The organism is Aeromonas sp. INTO2 (genome assembly GCF_049860605.1).
In the GTDB taxonomy this organism is placed as follows: Bacteria; Pseudomonadota; Gammaproteobacteria; order Enterobacterales; family Aeromonadaceae; genus Aeromonas; species Aeromonas caviae.
This window is the reverse complement of sequence record NZ_CP187588.1, coordinates 4,300,001-4,322,784: the sequence shown is the minus strand read 5'-3', so window position 1 is coordinate 4,322,784 and position 22,784 is coordinate 4,300,001. Positions and strand designations below refer to the sequence as shown.

17 protein-coding genes, 1 tRNA gene and 2 rRNA genes (1 of these 20 cut by a window edge) are annotated in these 22,784 nt (G+C 57.9%); 9 read left to right on the top strand and 11 right to left on the bottom strand.

Annotated elements, in window-relative coordinates:
- Positions 1-99 precede the first annotated feature (99 nt).
- Positions 100-1,164, top strand: coding sequence for a glycosyltransferase family 9 protein (locus tag ACPW74_RS20450; RefSeq protein WP_279980919.1), 1,065 nt, complete (start codon positions 100-102; stop codon positions 1,162-1,164).
- On the opposite strand, the gene ACPW74_RS20445 is transcribed toward ACPW74_RS20450, so the two are convergent.
- Entirely contained in the window at positions 1,130-1,546 is a 417-nt protein-coding gene (locus ACPW74_RS20445; RefSeq protein WP_425858459.1) for a glycosyltransferase family 9 protein, read from the bottom strand. The two genes, ACPW74_RS20450 and ACPW74_RS20445, sit on opposite strands and share 35 nt — an antisense overlap.
- Before the next feature lie 197 nt (positions 1,547-1,743).
- On the opposite strand from ACPW74_RS20445, the gene ACPW74_RS20440 reads away from it, so the two are divergent.
- Complete coding sequence (locus ACPW74_RS20440) at positions 1,744-3,162, top strand: IS66-like element ISUnCu16 family transposase (protein ID WP_005327996.1); 1,419 nt, start codon at positions 1,744-1,746, stop codon at positions 3,160-3,162.
- Between the two features lie 4 nt (positions 3,163-3,166).
- Here ACPW74_RS20440 and ACPW74_RS20435 read toward each other — a convergent pair whose 3' ends face one another.
- From ACPW74_RS20435 to rfaD, 5 genes are read right to left on the bottom strand one after another with little or no spacing between them, the layout of a single operon-like run.
- On the bottom strand, positions 3,167-3,754 hold the full coding sequence (locus ACPW74_RS20435) for a glycosyltransferase family 9 protein (protein ID WP_425858458.1): 588 nt from the start codon (positions 3,752-3,754) through the stop codon (positions 3,167-3,169).
- Between the two features lie 21 nt (positions 3,755-3,775).
- Positions 3,776-4,525, bottom strand: a complete 750-nt coding sequence (locus ACPW74_RS20430) for a glycosyltransferase family 25 protein (RefSeq protein ID WP_182951417.1) — start codon at positions 4,523-4,525, stop codon at positions 3,776-3,778.
- Positions 4,506-5,795, bottom strand: coding sequence for an O-antigen ligase family protein (locus ACPW74_RS20425; protein ID WP_103260984.1), 1,290 nt, complete (start codon positions 5,793-5,795; stop codon positions 4,506-4,508). The genes ACPW74_RS20430 and ACPW74_RS20425 overlap by 20 nt, the downstream gene beginning before the upstream one ends.
- 19 nt (positions 5,796-5,814) lie before the next feature.
- Entirely contained in the window at positions 5,815-7,575 is a 1,761-nt protein-coding gene (locus ACPW74_RS20420) for a polysaccharide deacetylase family protein (RefSeq protein WP_182951418.1), read from the bottom strand.
- A gap of 49 nt (positions 7,576-7,624) precedes the next feature.
- Positions 7,625-8,584, bottom strand: a complete 960-nt coding sequence (gene rfaD / locus ACPW74_RS20415; RefSeq protein WP_039041134.1) for an ADP-glyceromanno-heptose 6-epimerase — start codon at positions 8,582-8,584, stop codon at positions 7,625-7,627.
- Between the two features lie 154 nt (positions 8,585-8,738).
- Here rfaD and ACPW74_RS20410 point away from each other — a divergent pair, with 154 nt between their 5' ends.
- The 5 genes from ACPW74_RS20410 to ACPW74_RS20390 all read left to right on the top strand — a co-directional run bounded on the left by ACPW74_RS20410 (position 8,739) and on the right by ACPW74_RS20390 (position 14,932).
- Complete coding sequence (locus tag ACPW74_RS20410) at positions 8,739-9,383, top strand: TetR/AcrR family transcriptional regulator (RefSeq protein ID WP_010672429.1); 645 nt, start codon at positions 8,739-8,741, stop codon at positions 9,381-9,383.
- Between the two features lie 183 nt (positions 9,384-9,566).
- Positions 9,567-10,757 (top strand): glycine C-acetyltransferase, encoded by a 1,191-nt coding sequence (locus tag ACPW74_RS20405; RefSeq protein ID WP_043155657.1) that lies wholly within the window; start codon positions 9,567-9,569, stop codon positions 10,755-10,757.
- A gap of 89 nt (positions 10,758-10,846) precedes the next feature.
- Positions 10,847-11,872 carry an L-threonine 3-dehydrogenase gene (gene tdh / locus ACPW74_RS20400; protein WP_010672427.1) on the top strand — a complete coding sequence of 342 codons (1,026 nt, stop codon included), beginning with the start codon at positions 10,847-10,849 and terminating at the stop codon, positions 11,870-11,872.
- 219 nt (positions 11,873-12,091) lie between these two features.
- Positions 12,092-12,544 carry a c-type cytochrome gene (locus ACPW74_RS20395; protein ID WP_039041132.1) on the top strand — a complete coding sequence of 151 codons (453 nt, stop codon included), beginning with the start codon at positions 12,092-12,094 and terminating at the stop codon, positions 12,542-12,544.
- A gap of 84 nt (positions 12,545-12,628) precedes the next feature.
- Positions 12,629-14,932 carry a putative bifunctional diguanylate cyclase/phosphodiesterase gene (locus tag ACPW74_RS20390; protein WP_200163706.1) on the top strand — a complete coding sequence of 768 codons (2,304 nt, stop codon included), beginning with the start codon at positions 12,629-12,631 and terminating at the stop codon, positions 14,930-14,932.
- On the opposite strand, the gene rep is transcribed toward ACPW74_RS20390, so the two are convergent.
- A complete protein-coding gene (gene rep, locus ACPW74_RS20385; RefSeq protein ID WP_257707592.1) occupies positions 14,919-16,931 on the bottom strand; it encodes a DNA helicase Rep in 2,013 nt (670 codons plus the stop codon). The genes ACPW74_RS20390 and rep overlap by 14 nt on opposite strands.
- Positions 16,932-17,083: 152 nt before the next feature.
- Here rep and ACPW74_RS20380 point away from each other — a divergent pair, with 152 nt between their 5' ends.
- Both ACPW74_RS20380 and ACPW74_RS20375 read left to right on the top strand, forming a co-directional pair.
- A complete protein-coding gene (locus ACPW74_RS20380) occupies positions 17,084-18,304 on the top strand; it encodes an aminotransferase class V-fold PLP-dependent enzyme (RefSeq protein ID WP_425858457.1) in 1,221 nt (406 codons plus the stop codon).
- Between the two features lie 13 nt (positions 18,305-18,317).
- Complete coding sequence (locus ACPW74_RS20375; RefSeq protein ID WP_201922642.1) at positions 18,318-18,752, top strand: SufE family protein; 435 nt, start codon at positions 18,318-18,320, stop codon at positions 18,750-18,752.
- 21 nt (positions 18,753-18,773) lie between these two features.
- Here ACPW74_RS20375 and tcdA read toward each other — a convergent pair whose 3' ends face one another.
- From tcdA to ACPW74_RS20355, 4 genes are all read right to left on the bottom strand, one after another.
- Complete coding sequence (gene tcdA, locus ACPW74_RS20370; protein WP_425858456.1) at positions 18,774-19,610, bottom strand: tRNA cyclic N6-threonylcarbamoyladenosine(37) synthase TcdA; 837 nt, start codon at positions 19,608-19,610, stop codon at positions 18,774-18,776.
- A gap of 147 nt (positions 19,611-19,757) precedes the next feature.
- Positions 19,758-19,834 (bottom strand) — tRNA-Asp (locus ACPW74_RS20365).
- Between the two features lie 97 nt (positions 19,835-19,931).
- Positions 19,932-20,046 (bottom strand): 5S ribosomal RNA (gene rrf / locus ACPW74_RS20360).
- Between the two features lie 84 nt (positions 20,047-20,130).
- Positions 20,131-22,784 (bottom strand): 23S ribosomal RNA (locus tag ACPW74_RS20355) (it continues 235 nt past the right edge of the window).

Here is a 22,784-nt window from a genome sequence, read left to right as displayed (position 1 = left end):
GTTGGATCGGATTTTCACCCCATAGCGGCAGCATCTGACAGGGGAGTGCGATATGCTGATGCGCTGACGTTCAACCCGACCTCGCTCGAGGCCCTTTCCATGAAATACCTGGTAGTACAAACCAAACAGATAGGAGATGTGCTGATCTCCACCGCACTGTGCAACAACCTCAAGCAGCACGACCCTGCCGGGAAAGTTCACTATCTGGTCATGGATTACTGCGCGGGCATGGCAGAGGGAAACCCCAACATCGATCGGTTGATCGTCATCGAGAAGGCGCGCCGCAACGAGTGGCGCTATATGAAGGATTTGCTGCTGGGCATTCGCCGCGAACGCTACGATGTGGTGATCAACAGCCAAGGCCAGATGATAGGCCTGCTCACCTGTCTCTTCTCCGGCGCCCGCCTGCGGATCGGCTTCGACTCCTTCCCATGGCGCCTGGGCCACAACCGCATCGTGCGCTTTCGCCATGACACCGAGCATCAGGGCAACAGCACCCTGGTGGACGACCGGTTTTCACTGCTCAAGCCCCTCGGCCTCGCCAGGGAGGATCGCAACTACTACCTCTGGCTCAGCGACGCGGAGAGACAACGGGGGCGCGAGACCCTGCTGGCCGCTGGCGTCGACACGACCCGGCCACTCATCGCCATGGGAGTGAACTCCCTCGGCCATTACAAGCGCTGGCCCATCGACTGCTTCGCCAAGGTCGCCCAGTGGCTCATCGAGGAGCACAATGCCCAGATCCTGGTCTATTGCGGACCGGGGGAAGAGGAGTACAACCGGGGGCTGAAGCCGCTGCTGCCAGAAGCGCTGCAGGCCAGCGTGTTTGACCATGTGCAGACCCGCTCGGTACGGGAGCTGGTGGGGCTCTTCGCCCATTGCCAGCTTTTCGTCGGCAATGACACCGGACCGCGCCATATGGCGCAGGCCATCGATCTGCCGCTGCTGACCATAGTGGCGCCTGGTGGCGACAAGATCATCGCCAACCCGGTGAACCACCCCCGCTATCAAGCCATCGATATCTTCGATGCCAAGGGAGAGGATTTCCAGCTGCCAACCCAGGAGAAGGACTTCTTCGATGAGGCCCTGTTCCGCGCAATTACGCCGGAGCTGGTGAAGACTCGTCTACTCACCCTGCCCGGATGGCAGACACCCACCCCCTGAACGCTTCTGCGAACTCATCGAGATCGAGAGAATTGATCTCCTGCTGCAGCACGTTTTTGGAAAAAATCACGACCGCATCAGCCTGGTTTGGATGCCATTCGGTGAAATTTTCACTACCACCACCAATATCGGGGTTATAAAGCCCCAAGACTGGCAATTGAAGCCCCGTCGCTATGTGGATGGTGGCTGTGTCCACCGAAACCAGCCCTTGGCAATGACGCATCTGAGTAAACAGGCCTCCCAGAGAAGGGACCTCTGGCGAGATCAGGATTCGCTCAGGTGCCGACACGCGGGCTTTCAGAGCTGAGACCTCCTGCTCCATTCCAGCAGGAAAGAGCAGACACAAGTGATGGGGGCAAGCCGCCAACATGCTCTCCAGCATGGGGACTATCTGCTCAGGCTGCAATCGACGCGAGCGCCCGCTACCATAAGGATTGAAAGCGATAACCCTCTGATTCACTGGCCACCACTCTGCGTAACGGTTCACCCAGACCAGTTGACAGGTAAAAAATGAGACGATCGTCCGGTGATCCACTATTGCCTCTTGCGTGATCCTGTCAGCTTGGCACCATCAGGGGCATGAGCACATCCATGACCCCACCGGCCGCTTCGCCGCTGACCCTTGAGCAGGCTAATGAACTTATTCAGAAGCTGATGGCGCGCATCGCCGAGCTAGAAGACCGACTCAACCAGCACAGCGGCAATTCCTCCAAGCCTCCTTCCAGTGATGGGCCAGGCTCACCACCACCTGCTCGGCCGCGCCTTGCCTCAGGTAAAAAACGCGGCGCCCAACCGGGCCACAAAGGCGCTCGGCGTGAGCGTCATCCAGCGGATGAACGGCTGACGGTAATACCCCATTACCCTGCCAGACAGTGCGCCTGCTGTGGGGGCAATGTGGTATTTCATGACAAACCCTACCGCGTCCATCAGGTCTTTGACCTGCCCGAGGTCAGCTACAGGGTGACCGAACATCAGCTCTTTAGCGGCACCTGTTGTCATTGCATCGAGACCAGCCCGGCTCCGTTGCCCGAGACGGTGAGCAGCAGCCAGATGGGGACCAACCTGCTGAGCTACATCGCCCTGCAAAGTGGTCTGTTTCACCAGAGCATTAGCCAGATACAACAACAGCTTAAACAGCACTTCGGCCTGAGCTTCAGTCGCGGCGCCATCAGCGAGGCGCAAGGGCGAGTCAGTGCCATGTTGACCCCGACGCACCAGGCCATCAAACAACAAGTGCAATCAGCCTCCTGTATCCATGCCGATGAAACACGGCATCAGCGTGGTGGTGAGCGGCGCTGGATGTGGCTGGCACTGAGCAAGGTGGCCGTCTGTTTCATGACGGCGTTTGGCCGGGGTCAGGATGCGGCCAAACGGCTGCTGGGCTCAGAATTGGATGGCGTGTTGGTGACAGACCAGTACGCAGGATACCGTTTCATCGACAGCAGCCAGCGTCAGCTGTGCTGGGCCCATGTACTGCGCAATGTGGCAGCGATTGCCGACAGCGGCGAAAAGGTCAATCAGCCCATTGGGGCCCGACTGGTGCTTCTCGCAAATAGCGTATTCAGGGTTCGACATGGCTATGAACAAGGCGTGTTGAGCCAGAAACAATATCAGCGAAGGCTTGAGCGATGTCGGCAAAGCTGGCGAAAAGAGCTGGGGCGAGGCAGTTTGCTGTGCAGCAAGCGCTACCGAGGTCGCTGTCGGCTACTGCTCAAGGATGATGAAATGCTGTGGCGTTTTCTGGAAAACGACGAGATAGCCTTGACCAATAATGAGGCGGAACGGGCGCTACGCGGGTATGTGCTGTGGCGCAAGGGGAGCTATGGCGTTTGGTCACATCGGGGAGAGCTGTTTCGGCAGCGCATCTTGTCTTTGATAGAGACAGCCAAGCGGTTAGGTCGCTGTCCGCAGGAATGGCTGAGGGCCGTGGTCAGTGCCTGCATAGAGAAAACAGACTACCCGCTCCCGGAAGAGTTGTTGTCAACATCCTCCCGGTGAACGGTTACCACTCTGCAAGCTTTGTCTCCCATGCTGTGTCCATTGGCACTATATAGCGGGTATCGGGATTGGTAATGCCCATCCTGGATAACAGAAGAGAAAACTTGTCGGCGAAGTGCAAGCCTGCTGAAGCCTTCCCTAGTTTGATATCAACGCAAGCCAGACTATCGTCCATTCCCACAATATGAGAGGCATCGACTCGGGTCAGGAAGTAGATGTCCTTCATCTTGAGCTGCTTACCGAGATGAACCAGATAACCCACAGTTCCCAAGCGATGGGCCAGCCGTTTCAATTCACCATAACTGGGGCGCTTGGGCACCTCTATGACCTTGTCAGCCTTGAAGTGTTCGCGAAAGAGTGGCGCGACGTCAGGAGTGGTCACAATCCAGACTTCACGTTCCGGTTGAGCACATCGAATCTCTCTGGGAACCCAAGAGGAGATAATGCTATCGCCCAATTTGGCATCCCAGCGGATTATCACTACAGGTCCGTTATCAGGTTTAGAGTTTATGTTGATGCGGTCAAATAGTTTGATGCCTAGGTATCGACGAATGCGATCTCTTGCATGTTGTAAAAAGCCTAATATCTGCATGAGCAACCCATTTCCATAAATCTACATTTTGTTTTTTATTTTTATATAAAAGACATAGTTATATATGTCATTAAAAAATCGCTCCTTGGCCCTGTAATACTCTTTTCGAATTCGACCGATTATATTTCTTGAGGCTGGCTTCACTCTAGCCCCGATATCTGAGTCCTCTCCGCTTTGCCATGCCAATGGTGGCTCGACACCATAATTATTGACCTTGTGTAAATACTCTTTATCCATGAAGTCATCGACCGGCCAAAACCATGTTTCCGATGCGGATAAAAATTTTGAGGCGGCAACTGGAGAGATAATATAAGCATGAGCACAACTGGGGCCCGTCATATATTTCACAACTGAATGACTCTCATCTATCTTTAACATATCTATCCACGGACCGATCCCCGGCAAAGAGCTACAAGTCCCGCGCCCTAACCGAATATACTCAAACTCTCTGGATAGACCCTTCAGTTCACTCAAGACAGATTTAATATCAGCAGAGAACTCAATATCGTCCTCCATAATGAGCAACGGTTCCCCCAAACGTAAGCACTCATTCCAAAGTGATCTATGGCTTGAAAAACACCCCTGCTCTCCCTTTGTCAGTTCATGTCCTTTTTCCCACATTCGTTGAGCATTATCATACTCTTTTATCTCCGTTGTGAGTCCGTTCACAGCATCGAAAAATGTAAAGTCCAGTCCAAACGAAGATAGTTCACGAGATATTTTTTCTCGTCGGACAATCGATGTCGCCAAACTAATGACGCGAATCTTCATTTTGACTCCCAAAGACGATGGATGCTGTCATAACCAACGACGCGACAAAGAAACTGATACCGGAATTGTGGCCAAAGAACGCCTGACTGAGGCAATAGTCAATAGATGAGAACGTGGTAACAATAAGCAAGGTGGCCCCACAATGCACATCGATATTATGAGGCTGGCGCAATTTCCTCCTCACTATAAGCACAGGAGCAATCAACATGAACAACAAGGAACCCAGCCCCAAAATGCCACGTTTAGCCATTTCATCGAGAAATTGATTATGGGCATGAGAATTGAAGTTGAAAATAAACTGAGTTATCTTCCCCTGTTCCAATTGTGCCTTCTGTGATTCTCTTATCCCATGGTTACCCCAGCCAAACAGTGGCTTCTCTGTGAAACTTTGCCAAGCACTTTTCCATAGCTGCAGCCTGATACCGAGAGAAGTGTTGAGATTTGTCTTGTCCATATACTGGCTGATATCGCGCTGCGCCAGCTCAATTCTTTTTTCCACGCCACTCTCTGGCTGAACAACGAAGAAAACACCACAAAGAAGAACACTTATCACCATAATCAGGGTTCCCTTACGATAAAGGCACTCCTTAAACAACATTGCGATAGTGATCAAGATGACGGGGAGCATCACCCAGCCACCACGGGAACCCGAGAGAAAGCTGGCGCCCATGCCGGCACAGGTTCCCACCAGCATGAAAAGTGCGAAAGCCAGCTTCCCCTTCTTCTGCGCCCACAACAAACCACAGAGGCAAAACAATCCCAGTGACATGGCAATATTGCCGCTCTGAATTGGCATCACATCGCCAAATGCTCGCTCATAAGCCAAAAAGAACTTGTCATGGATAGCGATGGCAAACGCAAGAATGGCACCAATACCGCAACCCGACAGCAATATATTGAGGCGTACCGGCATGCAGGCCACTAAAGGCAATATGGCAGCCGCCATCAGCGCCTTGCTTGCCCTATCAATCTCACTGAACTTACCTCCATCCAGCCACACAGAAAGAGACATAACCAGAAAATAGAGCAACAAACCGAGTCCAATTAGCTTGAGTTCCCGAGGCATTGCCCAGGACTCACGCCTCTTCGTACACATAAAGTAAAGGCTGGCTAACAATAATACGGCGGGCCCATAAGAGTACCCACTTGAAACAGACAACGACAATGCCCCAAACAAGAAGGCTGACAGTTGCACCACCCAAGGCAAGACTTGGTCACAAGACAACTTAAACAAACCCTGGCGGGCCGACGAATCTGTACTTGAGGACATGCTCTTCTCTGTAACGGTCTTATTTTCTGAAGACATAGTTGCCACGGATCTTGCGCCACAGACCGAACATGTCGGTGCGGGGGAAGATGGCGATCCGGCGGATCTGGAACGGATCCCGGTGCATGGCTCTGGGGCCGCTGTTGGTGGCCACAGCATAGCGATAACCGGCGGCAACGGCCTGGGATTTTGCACTGTCGTTCAGATCCCCGTAAGGATAGGCAAACGAGATCAGGGGATGGCCGAGCAACTGCTCCAGCCAGGCCTTGTTGGCCTGGATCTGGTGGGCCTGCTCCTCTGGGGGGAGCGTACTCAGGCGGGGGTGAGTCAGGGTATGGCCCCCGATCTCCACATGACCGGAGGCCACCAGCGCCTTGATCTCCTCCGGGGTCATCAGGGTCACCGGGGTATCGGGGTGGGTCGGGTGCTCCACATCCCAGCGATTGTGATCCTCACCGGTCACCACATAGACCACCGCCTTGTAGCCATACTTTTCCAGCAGCGGCAGCATGCGGGTGAGGTTGTCCCGATAGCCGTCGTCCACGGTGATCATCAGGTACTTCTTGCCGTATTGCAGCCGGTGGATGAACCCGTTCTCCGCCAGGTCGGCAAATGTCAGCGTCTCGTAGCCCAGCCACTTCATCAGCTTGAGGTGCTTCTCGAACATGGCGACCGGGAGCCAGGTGCCATGCACTCCCTTTTCGCTCTCGTGCTCGATGAAGCGGTGATACATGATGACCGGCATCTCCCGGCGCAGGGTCTCGACCACGGCATCCTGATAGACGGATTCCAGCCCGGTCACGACGCCTTGCAAGTCATACTCTTGCAGGATCCGCTGGCGCACTGGGTCTGGCACCACCTTGGAGGCCAGCGCCGAAGGGATCTGCGCCTTCAGCCCGGCAAAGTCGATGGCCAGATCCCTGGGGCCGATGTCGCCGAAGTTGCTGGCGAGGGCCTCGTCCAGATTCTGCTCCGTCACCAGACCGATGGCCCTGGCTTCGCCGATGGCAAACGCCGGACGACCGCACAGCAGCGCCTCCATCGCCACCCGACCGGCACCGATCACCAGATCGCAGCCCGCCATCAGGGCGGGCACATCGTCCACATAACCGACGAAGTCGACCTTGTCCTGAAAACGGGCAAAACGCGCCGGCACCTGGGTGCCGCTGACGATGCGCACCCGGCAGGCTTCCAGATCCAGCACCTCGTCCAGCAACCGGTAGCAGAGCTCCCCCTTGGGACCGCTCAACCGGCCAATGATGGCGATCACCGGTTTGTCGTTGTCCGGTATCGGCACGGGCTGGAACTTGTCGGTCTCGATGCCGTTGCGCAGCACCTGCACCATGGCCGGGTCCACCCCCAGGTTGTCGATGATCTGGCTGGCGATATCCTCGCACACCGCCACCGCCCGGTAGCCCAGCGCATGGAATGCCTTGCGGGAGGCGTGTACCGGCTGGCGCCCGTGCACCGTGGTGATCATGGGGGTGCCGGTCAGCTTGCAGGCGACGTAGCTGCTCCAGCCCGAGGCGCGCGAATGGGCATGTACAAGCTGGATCCTGTGCTTGCGGATCAGATAGATGAGATAGAAGACGTGCCAGAAGCGGCGCAGGATGCTGCGCTTGTTGAAGCGCAACCGAAAGACCGGTCCCAGAGTCGGTTTGGTCAGGGTGTCAGAGACGTAGAAAACCTGGTGGCCACGGCGGGTCAGCTCGTTGCCGACCGTGGTGGCATAGACCTCCGCGCCCGTCACTTCGAGCTGGGAGAGAGCCATCAATATGTTCATGCAAGCGCATCCGATCGACGGGTGGCCAGAGCCACCCGCCAGAGAGGGATCAAGCCCGGTTCAACCAGGCCATGTAATCGGCCACGCCTTCGGCCACAGTCTTGAACTCGCCGTCATAGCCGACGCCGCGCAACTTGGTGAGATCCGCCTGGGTGAAGCTCTGGTAGCGACCCTTGAGGTGATCCGGGAAGGGAATGTATTCGATGGCGCCTTTCTGGTGATGCCTGATCACGGCTTCCGCCACGTTCTGGAACGGCTCGGCACGGCCGGTGCCGCAGTTGAAGATGCCGGAGTGCTGCGGATTCTGCCAGAACCAGAGGTTCACCTTGCAGACGTCGTCCACGTAGATGAAGTCGCGCATCTGGCCGCCATCCGGGAAGCCGTCACAGCCCTCGAACAGCTTGGGATTGTCACCCTGCTTCACCTGGGTATTGAGGTGGAAGGCCACGGACGCCATGGAGCCCTTGTGCTGCTCGCGGGGACCATAGACGTTGAAGTACTTGAGACCCACCACCTGGGAGTTGATCTCCGGCATCCAGCGACGCACGTACTGATCGAACAACTGCTTGGAGTAGCCGTAGACGTTGAGGGGCTGCTCGAACCGGGGATCTTCGATGAAGTTGTCGTTGCGCCCGCCATAGGTCGCGGCGGAAGAAGCGTAGATGAAGGGGATTTCCCGCTCGATGCAGTAGTGGAACAGATCCTTGGAGTACTCGTAGTTGACCTCCATGATGAACTTGCCGTTCCACTCGGTGGTCGCGGAGCAGGCGCCTTCGTGGAAGATCACCTCGATGCCGTCATCCCACTCCTCGAATTCGTCACCGGAGACGATCCGCGCCTGGAACTCGTCCTTGTCCATGTAATCGGCGATGGTGAGGTCGACCAGGTTGACGAACTTGGTGCCGTCGGTCAGGTCATCGATGACCACGATATCGGTCCGTCCTTGAGCGTTCAGCTGCTTGACCAGATTGCTGCCGATAAAGCCAGCACCGCCAGTTACTACGATCATGGAGTTTGCCTCGCGTACGTTGTGGCCCCGTGTGACTGCCTGTTAAAGCTGTGTATAGTGGGCCAATTTGAAATTGCCGAAAAGTTTATCACGGGCCGCAAGGGGATTCGACCTCGATGACTTTTCCCCTTCGGGCCCGGCAGAGGGACCAGCGATGAAGACCAGAGACAGGATCATCCACAGCGCCACCGAGCTGTTCAACGATCAGGGCGAGCGCAACATCACCACCAACCACATTGCCGCACACCTTGGCATCAGCCCGGGCAACCTTTACTACCACTTCAGAAACAAAGAAGACATCATCCACTCCATCTTCGATCAGTACGCCCGCCACCTGAGCGACAGCTTCACTCCGATCCGCAGCAGCGAGATCCGGCTGGAGGATCTGATGGGCTACCTGGATGCCATCTTCTATTTGATGTGGCAGTTCCGCTTCTTCTACGCGAATCTGCCGGACATCCTGAGTCGCGACGAGCTGCTGCAGCAGAAATACCTCAAGGCACAGGAGCAGCTCCGTGCCACCGTGGAGACGCTGCTCAGAAGCCTGCGCGAAGGCGGCATCATCGCCGTCAGCGATGAAGACCTGCCGGATCTCGGCCAGACCATCAAGATGGTCGTCACCTGCTGGATCCCGTTCCAGATTGCCCAGGCCCCGGCCACCCGCATCACCAAACCCCTGCTCTACCAGGGGGTCTTGCGGGTGCTGTTTTTGCTGCGCCCCTACGTGCAGCCACAGGTGGCCCCCCAGATACATCAACTGGAGCAACATTATCACCAACTGGCCCAACCAGCCGGGTGAGATCTGTTTCACAATTGTTGATTATCAGCATAAAAATTTGAATTTATACGCAGGGATTACAGTAAAATGTTGCCCATTCTAGGGTCTGTCGGCGTTTCGTCGCGACCGTGACGACGCCGAACTGTGCGGGTTGCACGGCCCGGGATCCTGATAACACAGTCGATACAGCAATGAGGACCGAGGATGTCTAACGGATTCTATCGTCACCTGACCGAACAGCTCGAACAGGTCAAGGCGGAAGGGCTATACAAGCAGGAGCGCATCATCACCTCGGCCCAGCAGGCCCAGATTGCGGTGGGCGGCGAGCAGGTACTGAACTTCTGTGCCAACAACTACCTGGGGCTGGCCAACCACCCCGACCTGATTGCCGCCGCCCATCAGGGGCTCGAGAGCCACGGCTTCGGCATGGCCTCCGTGCGCTTCATCTGCGGTACCCAGGACCAGCACAAGGCGCTGGAGCAGAAGCTGTCCGCCTTCCTCGGCACCGAAGACAGCATCCTCTACTCCTCCTGCTTCGACGCCAACGGCGGTCTGTTCGAGACCCTTTTCGGTGCCGAAGACGCCATCATCTCCGACGCCCTCAACCATGCCTCCATCATCGATGGGGTGCGGTTGTGCAAGGCCAGGCGCTATCGCTACGCCAACAACGACATGGCCGAACTGGAAGCCCAGCTCAAGCAGGCCGATGCCGACGGCGCCCGCTTCAAGCTGATCGCCACCGACGGCGTCTTCTCCATGGATGGCGTCATCGCCGACCTCAAATCCATCTGCGATCTGGCCGACAAGTACGATGCGCTGGTGATGGTGGATGACTCCCACGCCGTCGGCTTCATCGGCGAGAACGGCCGCGGCACCCACGAATACTGCGAGGTGATGGAACGGGTCGACATCATCACCGGTACTCTGGGCAAGGCGCTGGGTGGCGCGTCCGGTGGCTACACATCCGGCAAGAAAGAGGTGATCGACTGGTTGCGTCAGCGCTCCCGTCCCTACCTCTTCTCCAACTCCCTGGCACCCTCCATCGTCTCGGCCACCATCAAGGTGATCGACATGCTGGCCGAGGGTCACGACCTGCGTGCCCGCCTCAAGGAGAACAGTGCCTACTTCCGCGAGCGCATGAGCGCCGCCGGCTTTATCCTGGCCGGTGCCGATCACGCCATCATTCCGGTCATGCTGGGGGATGCCAAACTGGCCGCCGAGATGGCGAGCCGCATGCTGGACGCCGGTATCTACGTGGTGGGCTTCTCCTTCCCCGTGGTACCCAAGGGTCAGGCGCGCATCCGGACCCAGATGTCCGCCGCCCATACCCGGGAGCAACTGGACAAGGCGATCGATGCCTTCATTCGCATCGGTCGCGAGCTCGGTGTGATTTGATCACATGGCTGGCTGATTAAAACGGGGGCCAAGGTTGGGCCCCATTTTATTACCCTCTGTACCCGGCATGGCGCCGTGAGGAATCTGTCATGAAAGCACTCTCCAAACTCAAATCCGAAGTCGGCATCTGGATGACTGATGTCCCGGCTCCCGAGCTCGGCCACAACGATCTGCTCATCAAGATCCGCAAGACCGCCATCTGCGGCACCGACATGCACATCTACAACTGGGACGAGTGGGCCCAGAAGACCATTCCCGTCCCCATGGTGGTGGGGCACGAGTATGTGGGAGAGGTGGTCGCCGTCGGCCAGGAAGTGCGCGGCTTCGCCATCGGCGATCGCGTCTCCGGCGAAGGCCACATCACCTGCGGCCACTGCCGCAACTGCCGTGCCGGTCGCACCCACCTGTGCCGCAACACCATTGGTGTGGGTGTGAACCGCCCGGGTTCCTTCGCCGAATACCTGGTGATCCCGGCCTTCAACGCCTTCAAGCTGCCGGACAACATCCCCGATGAGCTGGCCGCCATCTTCGATCCGTTCGGCAACGCCGTGCACACCGCCCTCTCCTTCGATCTGGTGGGTGAAGACGTGCTCATCACCGGCGCAGGCCCCATCGGCATCATGGCCGCTGCCGTCTGCCGTCACGTTGGCGCCCGTCACGTGGTGATCACCGACGTCAACGAATACCGGCTGGAACTGGCCCGCAAGATGGGCGCCACCCGTGCCGTCAACGTGGCCAAAGAGAAGCTCTCCGATGTCATGGAAGATCTCGGCATGACCGAAGGGTTCGATGTGGGGCTGGAGATGTCCGGGGTACCCAGCGCCTTCCAGGACATGATCGACAAGATGAACCACGGCGGCAAAATCGCCATGCTCGGCATTCCTCCCTCCACCATGGCCATCGACTGGGGCAAGGTGATCTTCAAGGGACTCTTCATCAAGGGGATCTACGGCCGCGAAATGTTCGAAACCTGGTACAAGATGGCAAGCCTCATCCAGTCTGGCCTGGATCTCAGCCCCATCATCACCCACCATTTCCATATCGATGACTTCCAGCAGGGCTTCGAAGCCATGGGCTCGGGCAAGTCCGGCAAGGTGATCCTGAACTGGGATTGAGGACACGCGAGGGGCGCCTGGGCAATCAGCGCGCCCTATTTTGTTCAGCCTCACGAAACCCGGCGCATGCCGGTTTTTTTTATGTGGCATCACCCCTTCCCGCTCTGCCACTTTGTTTGCAGATTGCTTAACACTTCACACACAAGCGTTTAAATGGCTGTAACTATTCGGTTATAATCCCGTCGTTTTCTGGGGATAATAAGAGCCTGCTGGGAGTACATGAGCGTGTTGAAAAAACTGAGCTATTTGCTGGCTGCCGGGATGGCGGCCGCCACTCTGTCCGGCGCCGTCCTTGCCGCCGATGACATGTCGACAGAGGCCATCGCCGAGCGTATTGCCCCGGTTGGCCAGGTTTATACCGCCAAGGATCTGGAAGGCATTGCGACCGCGGCGGCCGCGCCTGCGGCAGCCTCCTCCGGCCCACGTGACGGCGAGACCGTGTTCAAGGGTGCCTGCTTCGCCTGCCATGATACCGGTGCCGCTGGCGCCCCCAAGCGAGGTGACAAGGCCGCCTGGGAGCCACGCATCGCCCAGGGATTCGACACCTTGCGCAAACACGCCATCGAAGGCTTCACCGGCAAGGCTGGCATGATGCCACCGCGGGGGACCTGCGCCACCTGCAGTGACGAAGAGATCGAGAACGCCATTCACTACATGATCGACAAGCTCTAAGTAATTGAAAGGGCTCCTCTTGCAGCCCTTTCAATCCCATCACTTCCGACTACGCTTGAAGGTAAGTTTTTTCGGGAGTGTTGCATGTCAGTTCAGCCCACCACACCGCCAGACTCGCACTCCTTGCTGGCGGTCGTCTCCTCCATCATGGATTTTCCCGCCCCCGGCATTGCCTCCCCCGAGGATTACGCCCGACTGGTCGGTATGCTGGACACACTCTGCCCTCTGCAACATTTCGCCATGCTGGGGCTGGCCGACGGGGGGCTGAACTGGCGCTACACCTATCAGCTTCCCGACGTGTTCAAGCAACAATTGGGACGGGAAGAACCTCGCCTCACCGAACAGCTCACCCGGCTCGATGAAGGTCAGGGCTGGTGCGTGCAGCCTGTGGAGCATATCGACGTGCAGTGGTTGCTGGCACGCAGCACCCCGGATCAGGCACCCACCCTGAGGCTGCTGCTGGAGTGCCTGGCCAAACGCCTGCACGAAACCCAGACCGGTACCCAGCTGGCGGGGCAGGCTTCCCCTCTCATGCAGCGGGATCCCCAGTGGCAGGAGAAAATCGAGAAGATCGGCCGAGTGATGCGCCTGGCTCACAACCTGCCTCAGCATGCCCTGTTTGCCCAGTTGGAAGCTGTGTTGCGCCAGATGCTCTCGGTCAGCGACATGTTGCTGATCCGGCTGGAAAACCAGCGACTGGAGCGACTCTATCCACCACACCTGACATACGACGATGACATCATTCGGGCCATGTGCCACAGCACCAACAGCGTAGAGCGCCATGAAGAGGGACTTTACTGGTACAGCCTGCCCCTGCGCCAGCAGCAGCAATACTTTGCCCACCTCATCCTCAACATGACCCGGCCTCTGGAAACCGATGACAGGCTGTTCCTCGATTTCCTGCGCCATCAGCTGACCCTGTTGCTGGAGCTCAAAAGGGTGCGACAGCAACTCGATGAGCTCAACTCGGAGGAGTCCATCAACCAGCGACTCCAACAGCTGCGCCAAACCAACTTGAGGTTGCAGAAACGGCTCAAGCATCATCAGGAGCTGGAGCGGCGGCTCCAGTTCAATGCCCTGCACGACCCGCTGACCCAGTTGCCAAACCGGGCGCTGCTGATGAATCACCTGCATCATGCCATGACCCGCTACCGCCGTTACCAGACAGCCGGCTTCACCCTGATTTTCGTCGATGTGGATCACTTCAAGCAGGTCAATGACGCCCTGGGCCACAGTGCCGGCGATCAGTTGCTGCAGGAGCTGGGCAGCAGGCTGCAAGGCTGCATCCGGCAAAATGACATGGTGGCGAGGCTCGGAGGGGACGAATTCGTCATCTATCTTGACAACAGCCAGCGGGAAGAGGACATCAGCCCCGTGCTCAATCGCCTGATTGGCCGTATCGGCCATCCGTTCCGGCTCCAGGGCAACGAACTGACCATCACCGTCAGTCTGGGGGTCGCCAACGTGACGGAGCAAACGGCCGATGTCAGTGAACTGCTGCACCAGGCAGACCTCGCCATGTACCAGGCCAAGCGTAACGGCCGCAGCCGCATCGTCATGTATTCGGAGGCCTGTACCGAACAGGCGGGGTCACCGGAAGAGCGGCTCTTCAGAGCCTTGCGGGAAGGGCGGATTGTGCCCTACTTCCAGCCGGTGATCAGGCTGTGTGACAGCCGCCTGGTCGGACTGGAGGTGATGGCGCGCTGGATAACGGAGGAAGGGGAGCTCAAGGATGCATTCGACTTCATTCCTCTGGCGGAACAGTGCGGCCTCATTCAGGATCTGGACCGCCAGATCCTCAAGCGCACCTGCCAGCAACTGAAGCTTTGGCAACCCGCCTCCGGGGTCGGTCGTTTCAGGATAGCCATCAACCTCTCCGGCAAGCACCTGGCCAGCCACGAGCAGATCATGCAACTGCTCACCATCATGGAGGAGGAGGGTGTCATCCCCGCATGTTTCATCTTTGAGTTCAACGAACGCGAGCTCTCCCGGCAGAGTGCCGACTCCCTCACTGCCCTGCATGAACTGAGGGCGAAAGGGATCCAGGTCAGCCTGGATGACTTCGGCACCGGCTTCTCTTCCCTCAACGCCCTGTTTCACTTCCCAGTGGATTACATCAAGGTGGACGACAGCTTCACCCATCGCATGTTGAACTCCCCCAAGGATCTGGCGCTTATCCGCGCCATGCGGGACATCTGCCAGGACCTCGACTTCACCCTGGTGGTCGAGGGGATCGAAAATCAGCAGCAGTTGCAAAAGCTCATCGAGCTTGGCTGCGCCCTCGGGCAAGGTCGCCATATCTCGCCCCCGCTGCCGGGAGCCGATATTCCCCCTCTGCTGGGTCAGGCTTCTCGAGAGACCAAGCCTTCCGACCTCAATCCTTCTTGAACAGGGCCCGCAGGTTGGCGACACCAACCTGCCCCTTCTGCTGGCGCTCCTCGGCCGTCACCTTCTTCTGGTTTTCCCACTCCAGGTCATCCTGGGGCAGCTCCAGCAGGAAGCGGCTCGGCTCCGGCCGCACCGACTCGCCAAACTGGCGGCGCTCCTTGCAGAGAGTAAAGGTCAGCTCGGTCTGGGCCCGGGTGATCCCCACGTAGGCGAGGCGCCGCTCCTCCTCCACATTATCCTCGTCGATGCTGGTCTGGTGGGGCAGCAGCCCCTCCTCCATGCCCACCATGTAGACATAGGGAAATTCCAGCCCCTTGGAGGCGTGTAGGGTCATCAGCTGCACCTGATCCGCCTCATCCTCCCCTTCGTTGCGCTCCATCATGTCCCGCAGGGTGAGCCGGGTAACCACCTGTGCAAGCGTCATCGACTCTTCCAGCTCGTCCCCCTCCAGCATCTCGCTGATCCAGCGATAAAGGGTGGAGACGTTTTGCATCCGCATCTCCGCCGCCTTCGGACTGGGGGAGGTCTCATAGAGCCACTCCTCGTAGTGGATCTCCTTGATCATGTCCCGTACCGCCTCCACCGGATTGCCGCGCAGCACCTGATCGCCAAGCCTCACCAGCCAGTTGGTGAAGGCCTGCAGGGCGGATAGACCGCGCCCGGAGAGGTGTTGCTCCAGCCCCAGCTCGAAGCTGGCGGCAAACAGGCTCTTGCCGCGCTGGTTGGCGTACTGGCCCAGTTTTTCGAGGGTAGTGGGGCCTATCTCGCGGCGCGGCAGGTTGACTACCCGCAGGAAGGCGGTGTCCTCATCCGGGTTAACTAGCAGCTTGAGGTAGGCCATGATGTCCTTGATCTCGGTGCGGGAGAAAAATGAGGTACCGCCCGAGATACGGTAGGGAATGCGGTTGGTCATCAGCGCCTTCTCGAAGATGCGCGACTGATGGTTGCCCCGATAGAGGATCGCGTAATCCTTGAACCGGGTGCGGTTCATGAACTTGTGGCCCATCAGCTCGGCGGCGATACGCTCCGCCTCGTGCTCCTCATTCTTGGCAAACAGCACCTTGAGCTTCACCCCCTCGTCCAGCTCGGAGAAGAGCGCCTTGTCGTAGACATGGGGATTATTGGCGATCAGGATGTTGGCGCACTTGAGAATACGCCGCTTGGAGCGGTAGTTCTGCTCCAGCTTGATGAGCCGCAGATTGGGGAAATCTTCGTTCAGCAGCACCAGGTTCTGCGGCTTGGCACCGCGCCAGGAGTAGATGGACTGGTCGTCGTCCCCCACCACGGTGAAGCGGGCCCGCTCGCCGACGATCTGCTTCACCAGCTCGTACTGGCTGGTGTTGGTGTCCTGGTATTCGTCGACCAGCAGATAGCGGATCTTGTTCTGCCAGCGCTCGCGCACCTCCTGATTGCTCTTGAGCAGCAGGGTCGGCATCACGATGAGGTCGTCAAAATCCAGCGCGTTGTAGGCCACCATCTGGCGGTGATAACGCTCGTAGAGCTGGGCCATCAGCACCTCTTCCGGGCCGCGGGCGATGCGCATGGCGCGAGCCGGCAGGATGAGGTCGTTCTTCCAGTTGGAGATCTGGCTGATGAGGGCCGAGAGCTTGTCCTTGTCGTTGTCGAGCTCCGCCTCGGTAAGCTCCTTGAGCAGCGCCAGCTGATCGGTGTCGTCGAACAGGGAGAAGTTGGCCTTGAGATTCAGGCTCTTGTGCTCGCGGCGGATTATCTCGAGCCCCAGAGTGTGGAAGGTGGAGACCATCAGCCCCCGCGCCTCCTTGCGACCGAGGGTCTGACCGACCCGCTCCTTCATCTCCCGCGCCGCCTTGTTGGTAAAGGTGACCGCCGCTATGTTGCGTGCGTTGTAGCCGCACTGCTGTACCAGATAGGCAATCTTGTTGGTGATGACGCGGGTCTTGCCCGATCCGGCACCCGCCAGCACCAGGCAAGGGCCGGAGACATACTTGACCGCTTCGTTCTGATTGGGGTTGAGCTTCATGGGCCGGATCTCTTGGCTTATGATGAGGGGCGGCATTGTAGCAGAGATCCCGCAGGCAGCCGAAACCGGGCACGGGATCCCGCCACTTCATCTTGTGTTTGCCGGCCATTTTCCGGATCATGACCGACTTTTCCAGACGAGATGAGGGGAGCATGAATCAGCAACAGCACGACCGGCTGCGCGGCCAGTTTCCAGCCTTGGCGCAGGAGGTGAACGGCCACCCTCTGGTCTATCTGGACAACGCCGCCACCACCCAGAAACCGCAAGCCGTGCTGGATGCGATCAATCACTACTATCGGGCCGACAATGCCAACGTGCACCGCGCCGCCCATGCCCTGAGCGGCCGGGCCACACGCGCCTTCGAAGATGCCCGCGGGACGGTTGCCCGCTTTATCAATGCCCCTCGCAGCCACGAAGTGATATGGACCCGTGGCACCACGGAGGCGATCAATCTGGTGGCCCAGAGCTGGGGGATGAGCGAGCTGAGGGCGGGGGATGAAATCGTGCTCAGCACCCTGGAGCATCACGCCAATATCGTCCCCTGGCAGCTGGTCGCCCAGCGTACCGGCGCCGTCATCCGGGTCATTCCCCTCGATGAGCGGGGCGATCTCGACATGGCTGCCTATCTGGCCCTGCTGGGACCACGTACCCGACTGGTGAGCGTGGCTCACGTCTCCAATGCCCTTGGCACCGTCAATCCAGTCAAAGAGATGGTGGCAGCGGCCAAGGCGGTCGGGGCCCTGAGCCTCATCGACGGCGCCCAGGCGGTGGCCCATCTCGAGGTGGATGTGCAGGCTATCGGCTGCGACTTCTACGCCTTCTCCGGCCACAAGCTCTATGGCCCGACCGGCATCGGCGTGCTCTGGGGTCACACTGCACTGCAGGAACGGATGCCCCCCTGGCAGGCCGGCGGCGAGATGATCGACAGGGTCAGCTTCAGCGGCACCACCTTCAACACCCTGCCCTTCAAGTTCGAGGCGGGCACCCCCCATATTGCCGGCGCCATCGGCCTGGCTGCAGCCATCGGCTTTGTGATGGAGCAGGACAAGGATTCATTGGCCAGCCATGAAGCGGCGCTGACCGACTATCTGGTTGCCGGACTGCAACAGGTGCCAGGGCTGCGTCTGGTCGGCGAACCCGGTCAGCGCGCCGGCGCGGTCTCTTTCCTGCTGGACGACATCCACCCGCAAGATGCCGCCACCCTGCTCGACATGCAGGGCATAGCCCTGCGGGTCGGCCACCACTGCGCCATGCCGCTGATGGAATCGCTCGGGATCGGTGGCACCATGCGCGTGTCCCTGGCCTGCTACAACAATCGGGATGACGTGGATGCCCTGCTGGCGGCCCTGTACAAGTTAAGTGACTTCTTCTAAGGCAGACAACCGAATGAGTGACCTCGCAAGCTATACCCAGATTGGCCTTGAGCCCAATGCTGACAGCATCCGCCAACAGTTTGCCGCCGCTCACGGCTGGGAGAACCAGTACCGGCTCATCATCCAGCTCGGCAAGCTGTTACCCACGCTACCCGGCGAATGGCAGCAGGAGGCATTTTGCCTCAAGGGGTGTGAGAGCCAGGCCTGGCTGAAGGGGGAGAAAGGTGAGGATGGTAACTGGCACTTTGCCTGTGATTCCGATGCCCGCATCGTGCGGGGCCTTATCGTCATCGTGCTGGCCGCACTCAACCACCAACCTGCAGCGGCGATCCACTCCTTCGACATGGAGGGCTATTTCAGCGAACTGGGGCTTGAGAAACATTTGAGCCCGTCGCGGGGCAACGGGCTCAGAGCTATCGTGTTGGCAATCCGGGAGCAGGCAGTCTAACCCGCCTGGTTCAGTGGTCGATCAGGCTTCACCAATCGACCCTACTTCTTCCTTTCCAGCCTCTTTCTCGGCACGGGCCCCGCGCTCGGCAATCTTCTTCAATACCCGGGACGCGGCAACCAAGCCAAAGGTGGCCGTCACCGGCGTCACGGCACCAAAGCCGGAGGCGCAATCCATCTTCATATTGCCGTCGCTGGCCGCCTTGGCCTGGCAGGTGCCGCCATTGCCATCCGGATAACTCAGCTGCTCGGTTGAGAAGACACACTCCACCCCGAATTTGCGCGCCGGGTTCTTGCTGAAGTTGTGTAGCCGGCGCAGGTCGGAGCGCACCTTGGCGGCCAGCGGATCCTGAATGGTCTTGGCCAGGTCGGCCACGGTGATCTGGGTCGGGTCCATCTGCCCGCCGGCACCGCCCGCCACGATCACCGGGATCTTGTTGCGCTTGCAGAAGGCAATCAGCGCCACCTTGGCCTTGACCGAGTCGATGGCATCCACCACATAGTCAAACTCCCGCTTGATATGCTCGCCCAGGTTGTCGGCGGTGACGAAGTCATCCACCTCGATCACCTCGCAATCCGGGTTGATGGCACGGATGCGCTCGGCCATCACCTCCGTCTTGAGACGGCCGACCGTGCCCTGCATGGCATGGATCTGGCGATTGGTGTTGGTGATGCAGATATCATCCATGTCGATCAGAGTGATCTGGTTGATGCCGGCCCGAGCCAGCGCCTCGGCCGCCCAGGAGCCGACGCCACCGATCCCGACCACGCAGATTTTCGCCTGGCTGAAGGAGCCAAGGGCACGCTGGCCATAAAGACGGGCTATGCCCCCGAATCGCTGTAGATACTCTGCTTTCATACCATCACCTTGCTTGAGGGCGGCCATTATAGCGGCAACCGCCGTCAGGGGCGATGATCAGATGATGGCGATGTTGATGTAAGGGGAAATGAGTGCTGTCTCGGGAACGAAAAGAAGCCCAGTCGTTAGACTGGGCTTCTTGAGTAGTGGCGGAGCGGACGGGACTCGAACCCGCGACCCCCGGCGTGACAGGCCGGTATTCTAACCGACTGAACTACCGCTCCGCATTCGGTTAGCTTTCGCTAAATCTTTTGCCGCTTATTCTGAGGTGTCATCCTCGCAGCCAGTCATGTGATTCTTCACATCACCGTTTAATTGGGTGCCTGGCAGTGTCCTACTCTCGCATGGCGAATGCCACACTACCATCGGCGCTACAGCGTTTCACTTCTGAGTTCGGCATGGGGTCAGGTGGTTCCACTGCGCTATTGCCGCCAGGCAAAAATCTTCAATCTGAAAAAGCTGATTTAGTTATTCGTTCTCGGTATCTGCTACAAGTCTCTGAACACTTCTTGGGTGTTGTATGGTTAAGCCTCACGGGTAATTAGTATGGGTTAGCTCAACGTATCGCTACGCTTACACACCCCACCTATCAACGTTGTGGTCTCCAACGGCCCTTTAGGACCCTCAAGGGGTCAGGGATGACTCATCTCAGGGCTCGCTTCCCGCTTAGATGCTTTCAGCGGTTATCGATTCCGAACTTAGCTACCGGGCAGTGCCACTGGCGTGACAACCCGAACACCAGAGGTTCGTTCACTCCGGTCCTCTCGTACTAGGAGCAACTCCCTTCAATCATCCAACGCCCACGGCAGATAGGGACCGAACTGTCTCACGACGTTCTGAACCCAGCTCGCGTACCACTTTAAATGGCGAACAGCCATACCCTTGGGACCGACTTCAGCCCCAGGATGTGATGAGCCGACATCGAGGTGCCAAACACCGCCGTCGATATGAACTCTTGGGCGGTATCAGCCTGTTATCCCCGGAGTACCTTTTATCCGTTGAGCGATGGCCCTTCCATTCAGAACCACCGGATCACTATGACCTACTTTCGTACCTGCTCGACCTGTCCGTCTCGCAGTTAAGCTGGCTTATGCCATTGCACTAACCTCCTGATGTCCGACCAGGATTAGCCAACCTTCGTGCTCCTCCGTTACTCTTTGGGAGGAGACCGCCCCAGTCAAACTACCCACCAGGCACTGTCCGCGGCCCAGATTCATGGGCCTGCGTTAGAACATCAAACATACAAGGGTGGTATTTCAAGGACGGCTCCAGCGCAACTGGCGTCACGCCTTCAAAGCCTCCCACCTATCCTACACATGTAGGTTCAATGTTCAGTGCCAAGCTGTAGTAAAGGTTCACGGGGTCTTTCCGTCTAGCCGCGGGTACACCGCATCTTCACGGCGAATTCGATTTCACTGAGTCTCGGGTGGAGACAGCATGGCCATGGTTACACCATTCGTGCAGGTCGGAACTTACCCGACAAGGAATTTCGCTACCTTAGGACCGTTATAGTTACGGCCGCCGTTTACCGGGGCTTCGATCAAGAGCTTCGCTTGCGCTAACCCCATCAATTAACCTTCCGGCACCGGGCAGGTGTCACACCCTATACGTCCACTTTCGTGTTTGCAGAGTGCTGTGTTTTTGATAAACAGTCCCAGCCATCTGGTCACTGCGACTCCCGACAGCTCCATCCGCAAGGGACTTCACCATCAAGAGCGAACCTTCTCCCGAAGTTACGGTTCTATTTTGCCTAGTTCCTTCACCCGAGTTCTCTCAAGCGCCTTGGTATTCTCTACCCGACCACCTGTGTCGGTTTGGGGTACGATGACTTGTAATCTGAAGCTTAGAGGCTTTTCCTGGAAGCAGGGCATCAATGGCTTCCGCACCGTGGTGCGTTCGTCTCGTGTCTCAGTGTTGTGTCTCCGGATTTGCCTAGAAACACCACCTACGCACTTTCACCAGGACAACCGTCGCCTGGCCCACCTAGCCTTCTCCGTCCCCCCATCGCAATTACAAGTCGTGCAGGAATATTAACCTGCTTCCCATCGATTACGCCTTTCGGCCTCACCTTAGGGGTCGACTCACCCTGCCCCGATTAACGTTGGACAGGAACCCTTGGTCTTCCGGCGAGGAGGCTTTTCACCCCCTTTATCGTTACTTACGTCAGCATTCGCACTTCTGATATCTCCAGCATGCCTCTCGACACACCTTCGCAGACTTACAGAACGCTCCCCTACCACTCACGCTTAGCGTGAATCCGCGGCTTCGGTGCCTGGTTTGAGCCCCGTTACATCTTCCGCGCAGGCCGACTCGACTAGTGAGCTATTACGCTTTCTTTAAATGATGGCTGCTTCTAAGCCAACATCCTAGCTGTCTGAGCCTTCCCACATCGTTTCCCACTTAACCAGAACTTTGGGACCTTAGCCGGCGGTCTGGGTTGTTTCCCTCTTCACGACGGACGTTAGCACCCGCCGTGTGTCTCCCGGATAGTACTTACTGGTATTCGGAGTTTGCATGGGGTTGGTAAGTCGGGATGACCCCCTAGCCCAAACAGTGCTCTACCCCCAGTAGTATTCGTCCGAGGCGCTACCTAAATAGCTTTCGGGGAGAACCAGCTATCTCCGAGTTTGATTGGCCTTTCACCCCCAGCCACAGGTCATCCCCTAACTTTGCAACGTTAGTGGGTTCGGTCCTCCAGTTGATGTTACTCAACCTTCAACCTGCCCATGGCTAGATCACCCGGTTTCGGGTCTACACCTTGCAACTAGACGCCCAGTTAAGACTCGGTTTCCCTACGGCTCCCCTATACGGTTAACCTCGCTACAAAATGTAAGTCGCTGACCCATTATACAAAAGGTACGCAGTCACCCCGAAGGGCTCCCACTGCTTGTACGTACACGGTTTCAGGTTCTATTTCACTCCCCTCACAGGGGTTCTTTTCGCCTTTCCCTCACGGTACTGGTTCACTATCGGTCAGTCAGGAGTATTTAGCCTTGGAGGATGGTCCCCCCATATTCAGACAGGATGTCACGTGTCCCGCCCTACTCGATTTCACATCAAGGTTGTTTTCGTGTACGGGGCTATCACCCTGTATCGCCGGCCTTTCCAGGACCGTTCCACTAACTTCCAAGATGCTTAAGGGCTAATCCCCGTTCGCTCGCCGCTACTGAGGGA

Excerpts from the sequence above, each read along its gene's own strand:
- ACPW74_RS20445 (WP_425858459.1), bottom strand. The coding sequence starts at position 1,546 with ATGCTGGAGAGCATGTTGGCGGCTTGCCCCCATCACTTGTGTCTGCTC.
- ACPW74_RS20375 (WP_201922642.1), top strand. The coding sequence starts at position 18,318 with ATGAGTGACCTCGCAAGCTATACCCAGATTGGCCTTGAGCCCAATGCT.
- tdh (WP_010672427.1), top strand. The coding sequence starts at position 10,847 with ATGAAAGCACTCTCCAAACTCAAATCCGAAGTCGGCATCTGGATGACT.
- ACPW74_RS20390 (WP_200163706.1), top strand. The coding sequence starts at position 12,629 with ATGTCAGTTCAGCCCACCACACCGCCAGACTCGCACTCCTTGCTGGCG.
- ACPW74_RS20430 (WP_182951417.1), bottom strand. The coding sequence starts at position 4,525 with ATGAAGATTCGCGTCATTAGTTTGGCGACATCGATTGTCCGACGAGAA.
- ACPW74_RS20395 (WP_039041132.1), top strand. The coding sequence starts at position 12,092 with ATGAGCGTGTTGAAAAAACTGAGCTATTTGCTGGCTGCCGGGATGGCG.
- ACPW74_RS20420 (WP_182951418.1), bottom strand. The coding sequence starts at position 7,575 with ATGAACATATTGATGGCTCTCTCCCAGCTCGAAGTGACGGGCGCGGAG.
- tcdA (WP_425858456.1), bottom strand. The coding sequence starts at position 19,610 with ATGAAAGCAGAGTATCTACAGCGATTCGGGGGCATAGCCCGTCTTTAT.
- ACPW74_RS20410 (WP_010672429.1), top strand. The coding sequence starts at position 8,739 with ATGAAGACCAGAGACAGGATCATCCACAGCGCCACCGAGCTGTTCAAC.
- ACPW74_RS20450 (WP_279980919.1), top strand. The coding sequence starts at position 100 with ATGAAATACCTGGTAGTACAAACCAAACAGATAGGAGATGTGCTGATC.
- rfaD (WP_039041134.1), bottom strand. The coding sequence starts at position 8,584 with ATGATCGTAGTAACTGGCGGTGCTGGCTTTATCGGCAGCAATCTGGTC.
- rep (WP_257707592.1), bottom strand. The coding sequence starts at position 16,931 with ATGAAGCTCAACCCCAATCAGAACGAAGCGGTCAAGTATGTCTCCGGC.
- ACPW74_RS20440 (WP_005327996.1), top strand. The coding sequence starts at position 1,744 with ATGAGCACATCCATGACCCCACCGGCCGCTTCGCCGCTGACCCTTGAG.
- ACPW74_RS20380 (WP_425858457.1), top strand. The coding sequence starts at position 17,084 with ATGAATCAGCAACAGCACGACCGGCTGCGCGGCCAGTTTCCAGCCTTG.
- ACPW74_RS20435 (WP_425858458.1), bottom strand. The coding sequence starts at position 3,754 with ATGCAGATATTAGGCTTTTTACAACATGCAAGAGATCGCATTCGTCGA.
- ACPW74_RS20405 (WP_043155657.1), top strand. The coding sequence starts at position 9,567 with ATGTCTAACGGATTCTATCGTCACCTGACCGAACAGCTCGAACAGGTC.
- ACPW74_RS20425 (WP_103260984.1), bottom strand. The coding sequence starts at position 5,795 with ATGTCCTCAAGTACAGATTCGTCGGCCCGCCAGGGTTTGTTTAAGTTG.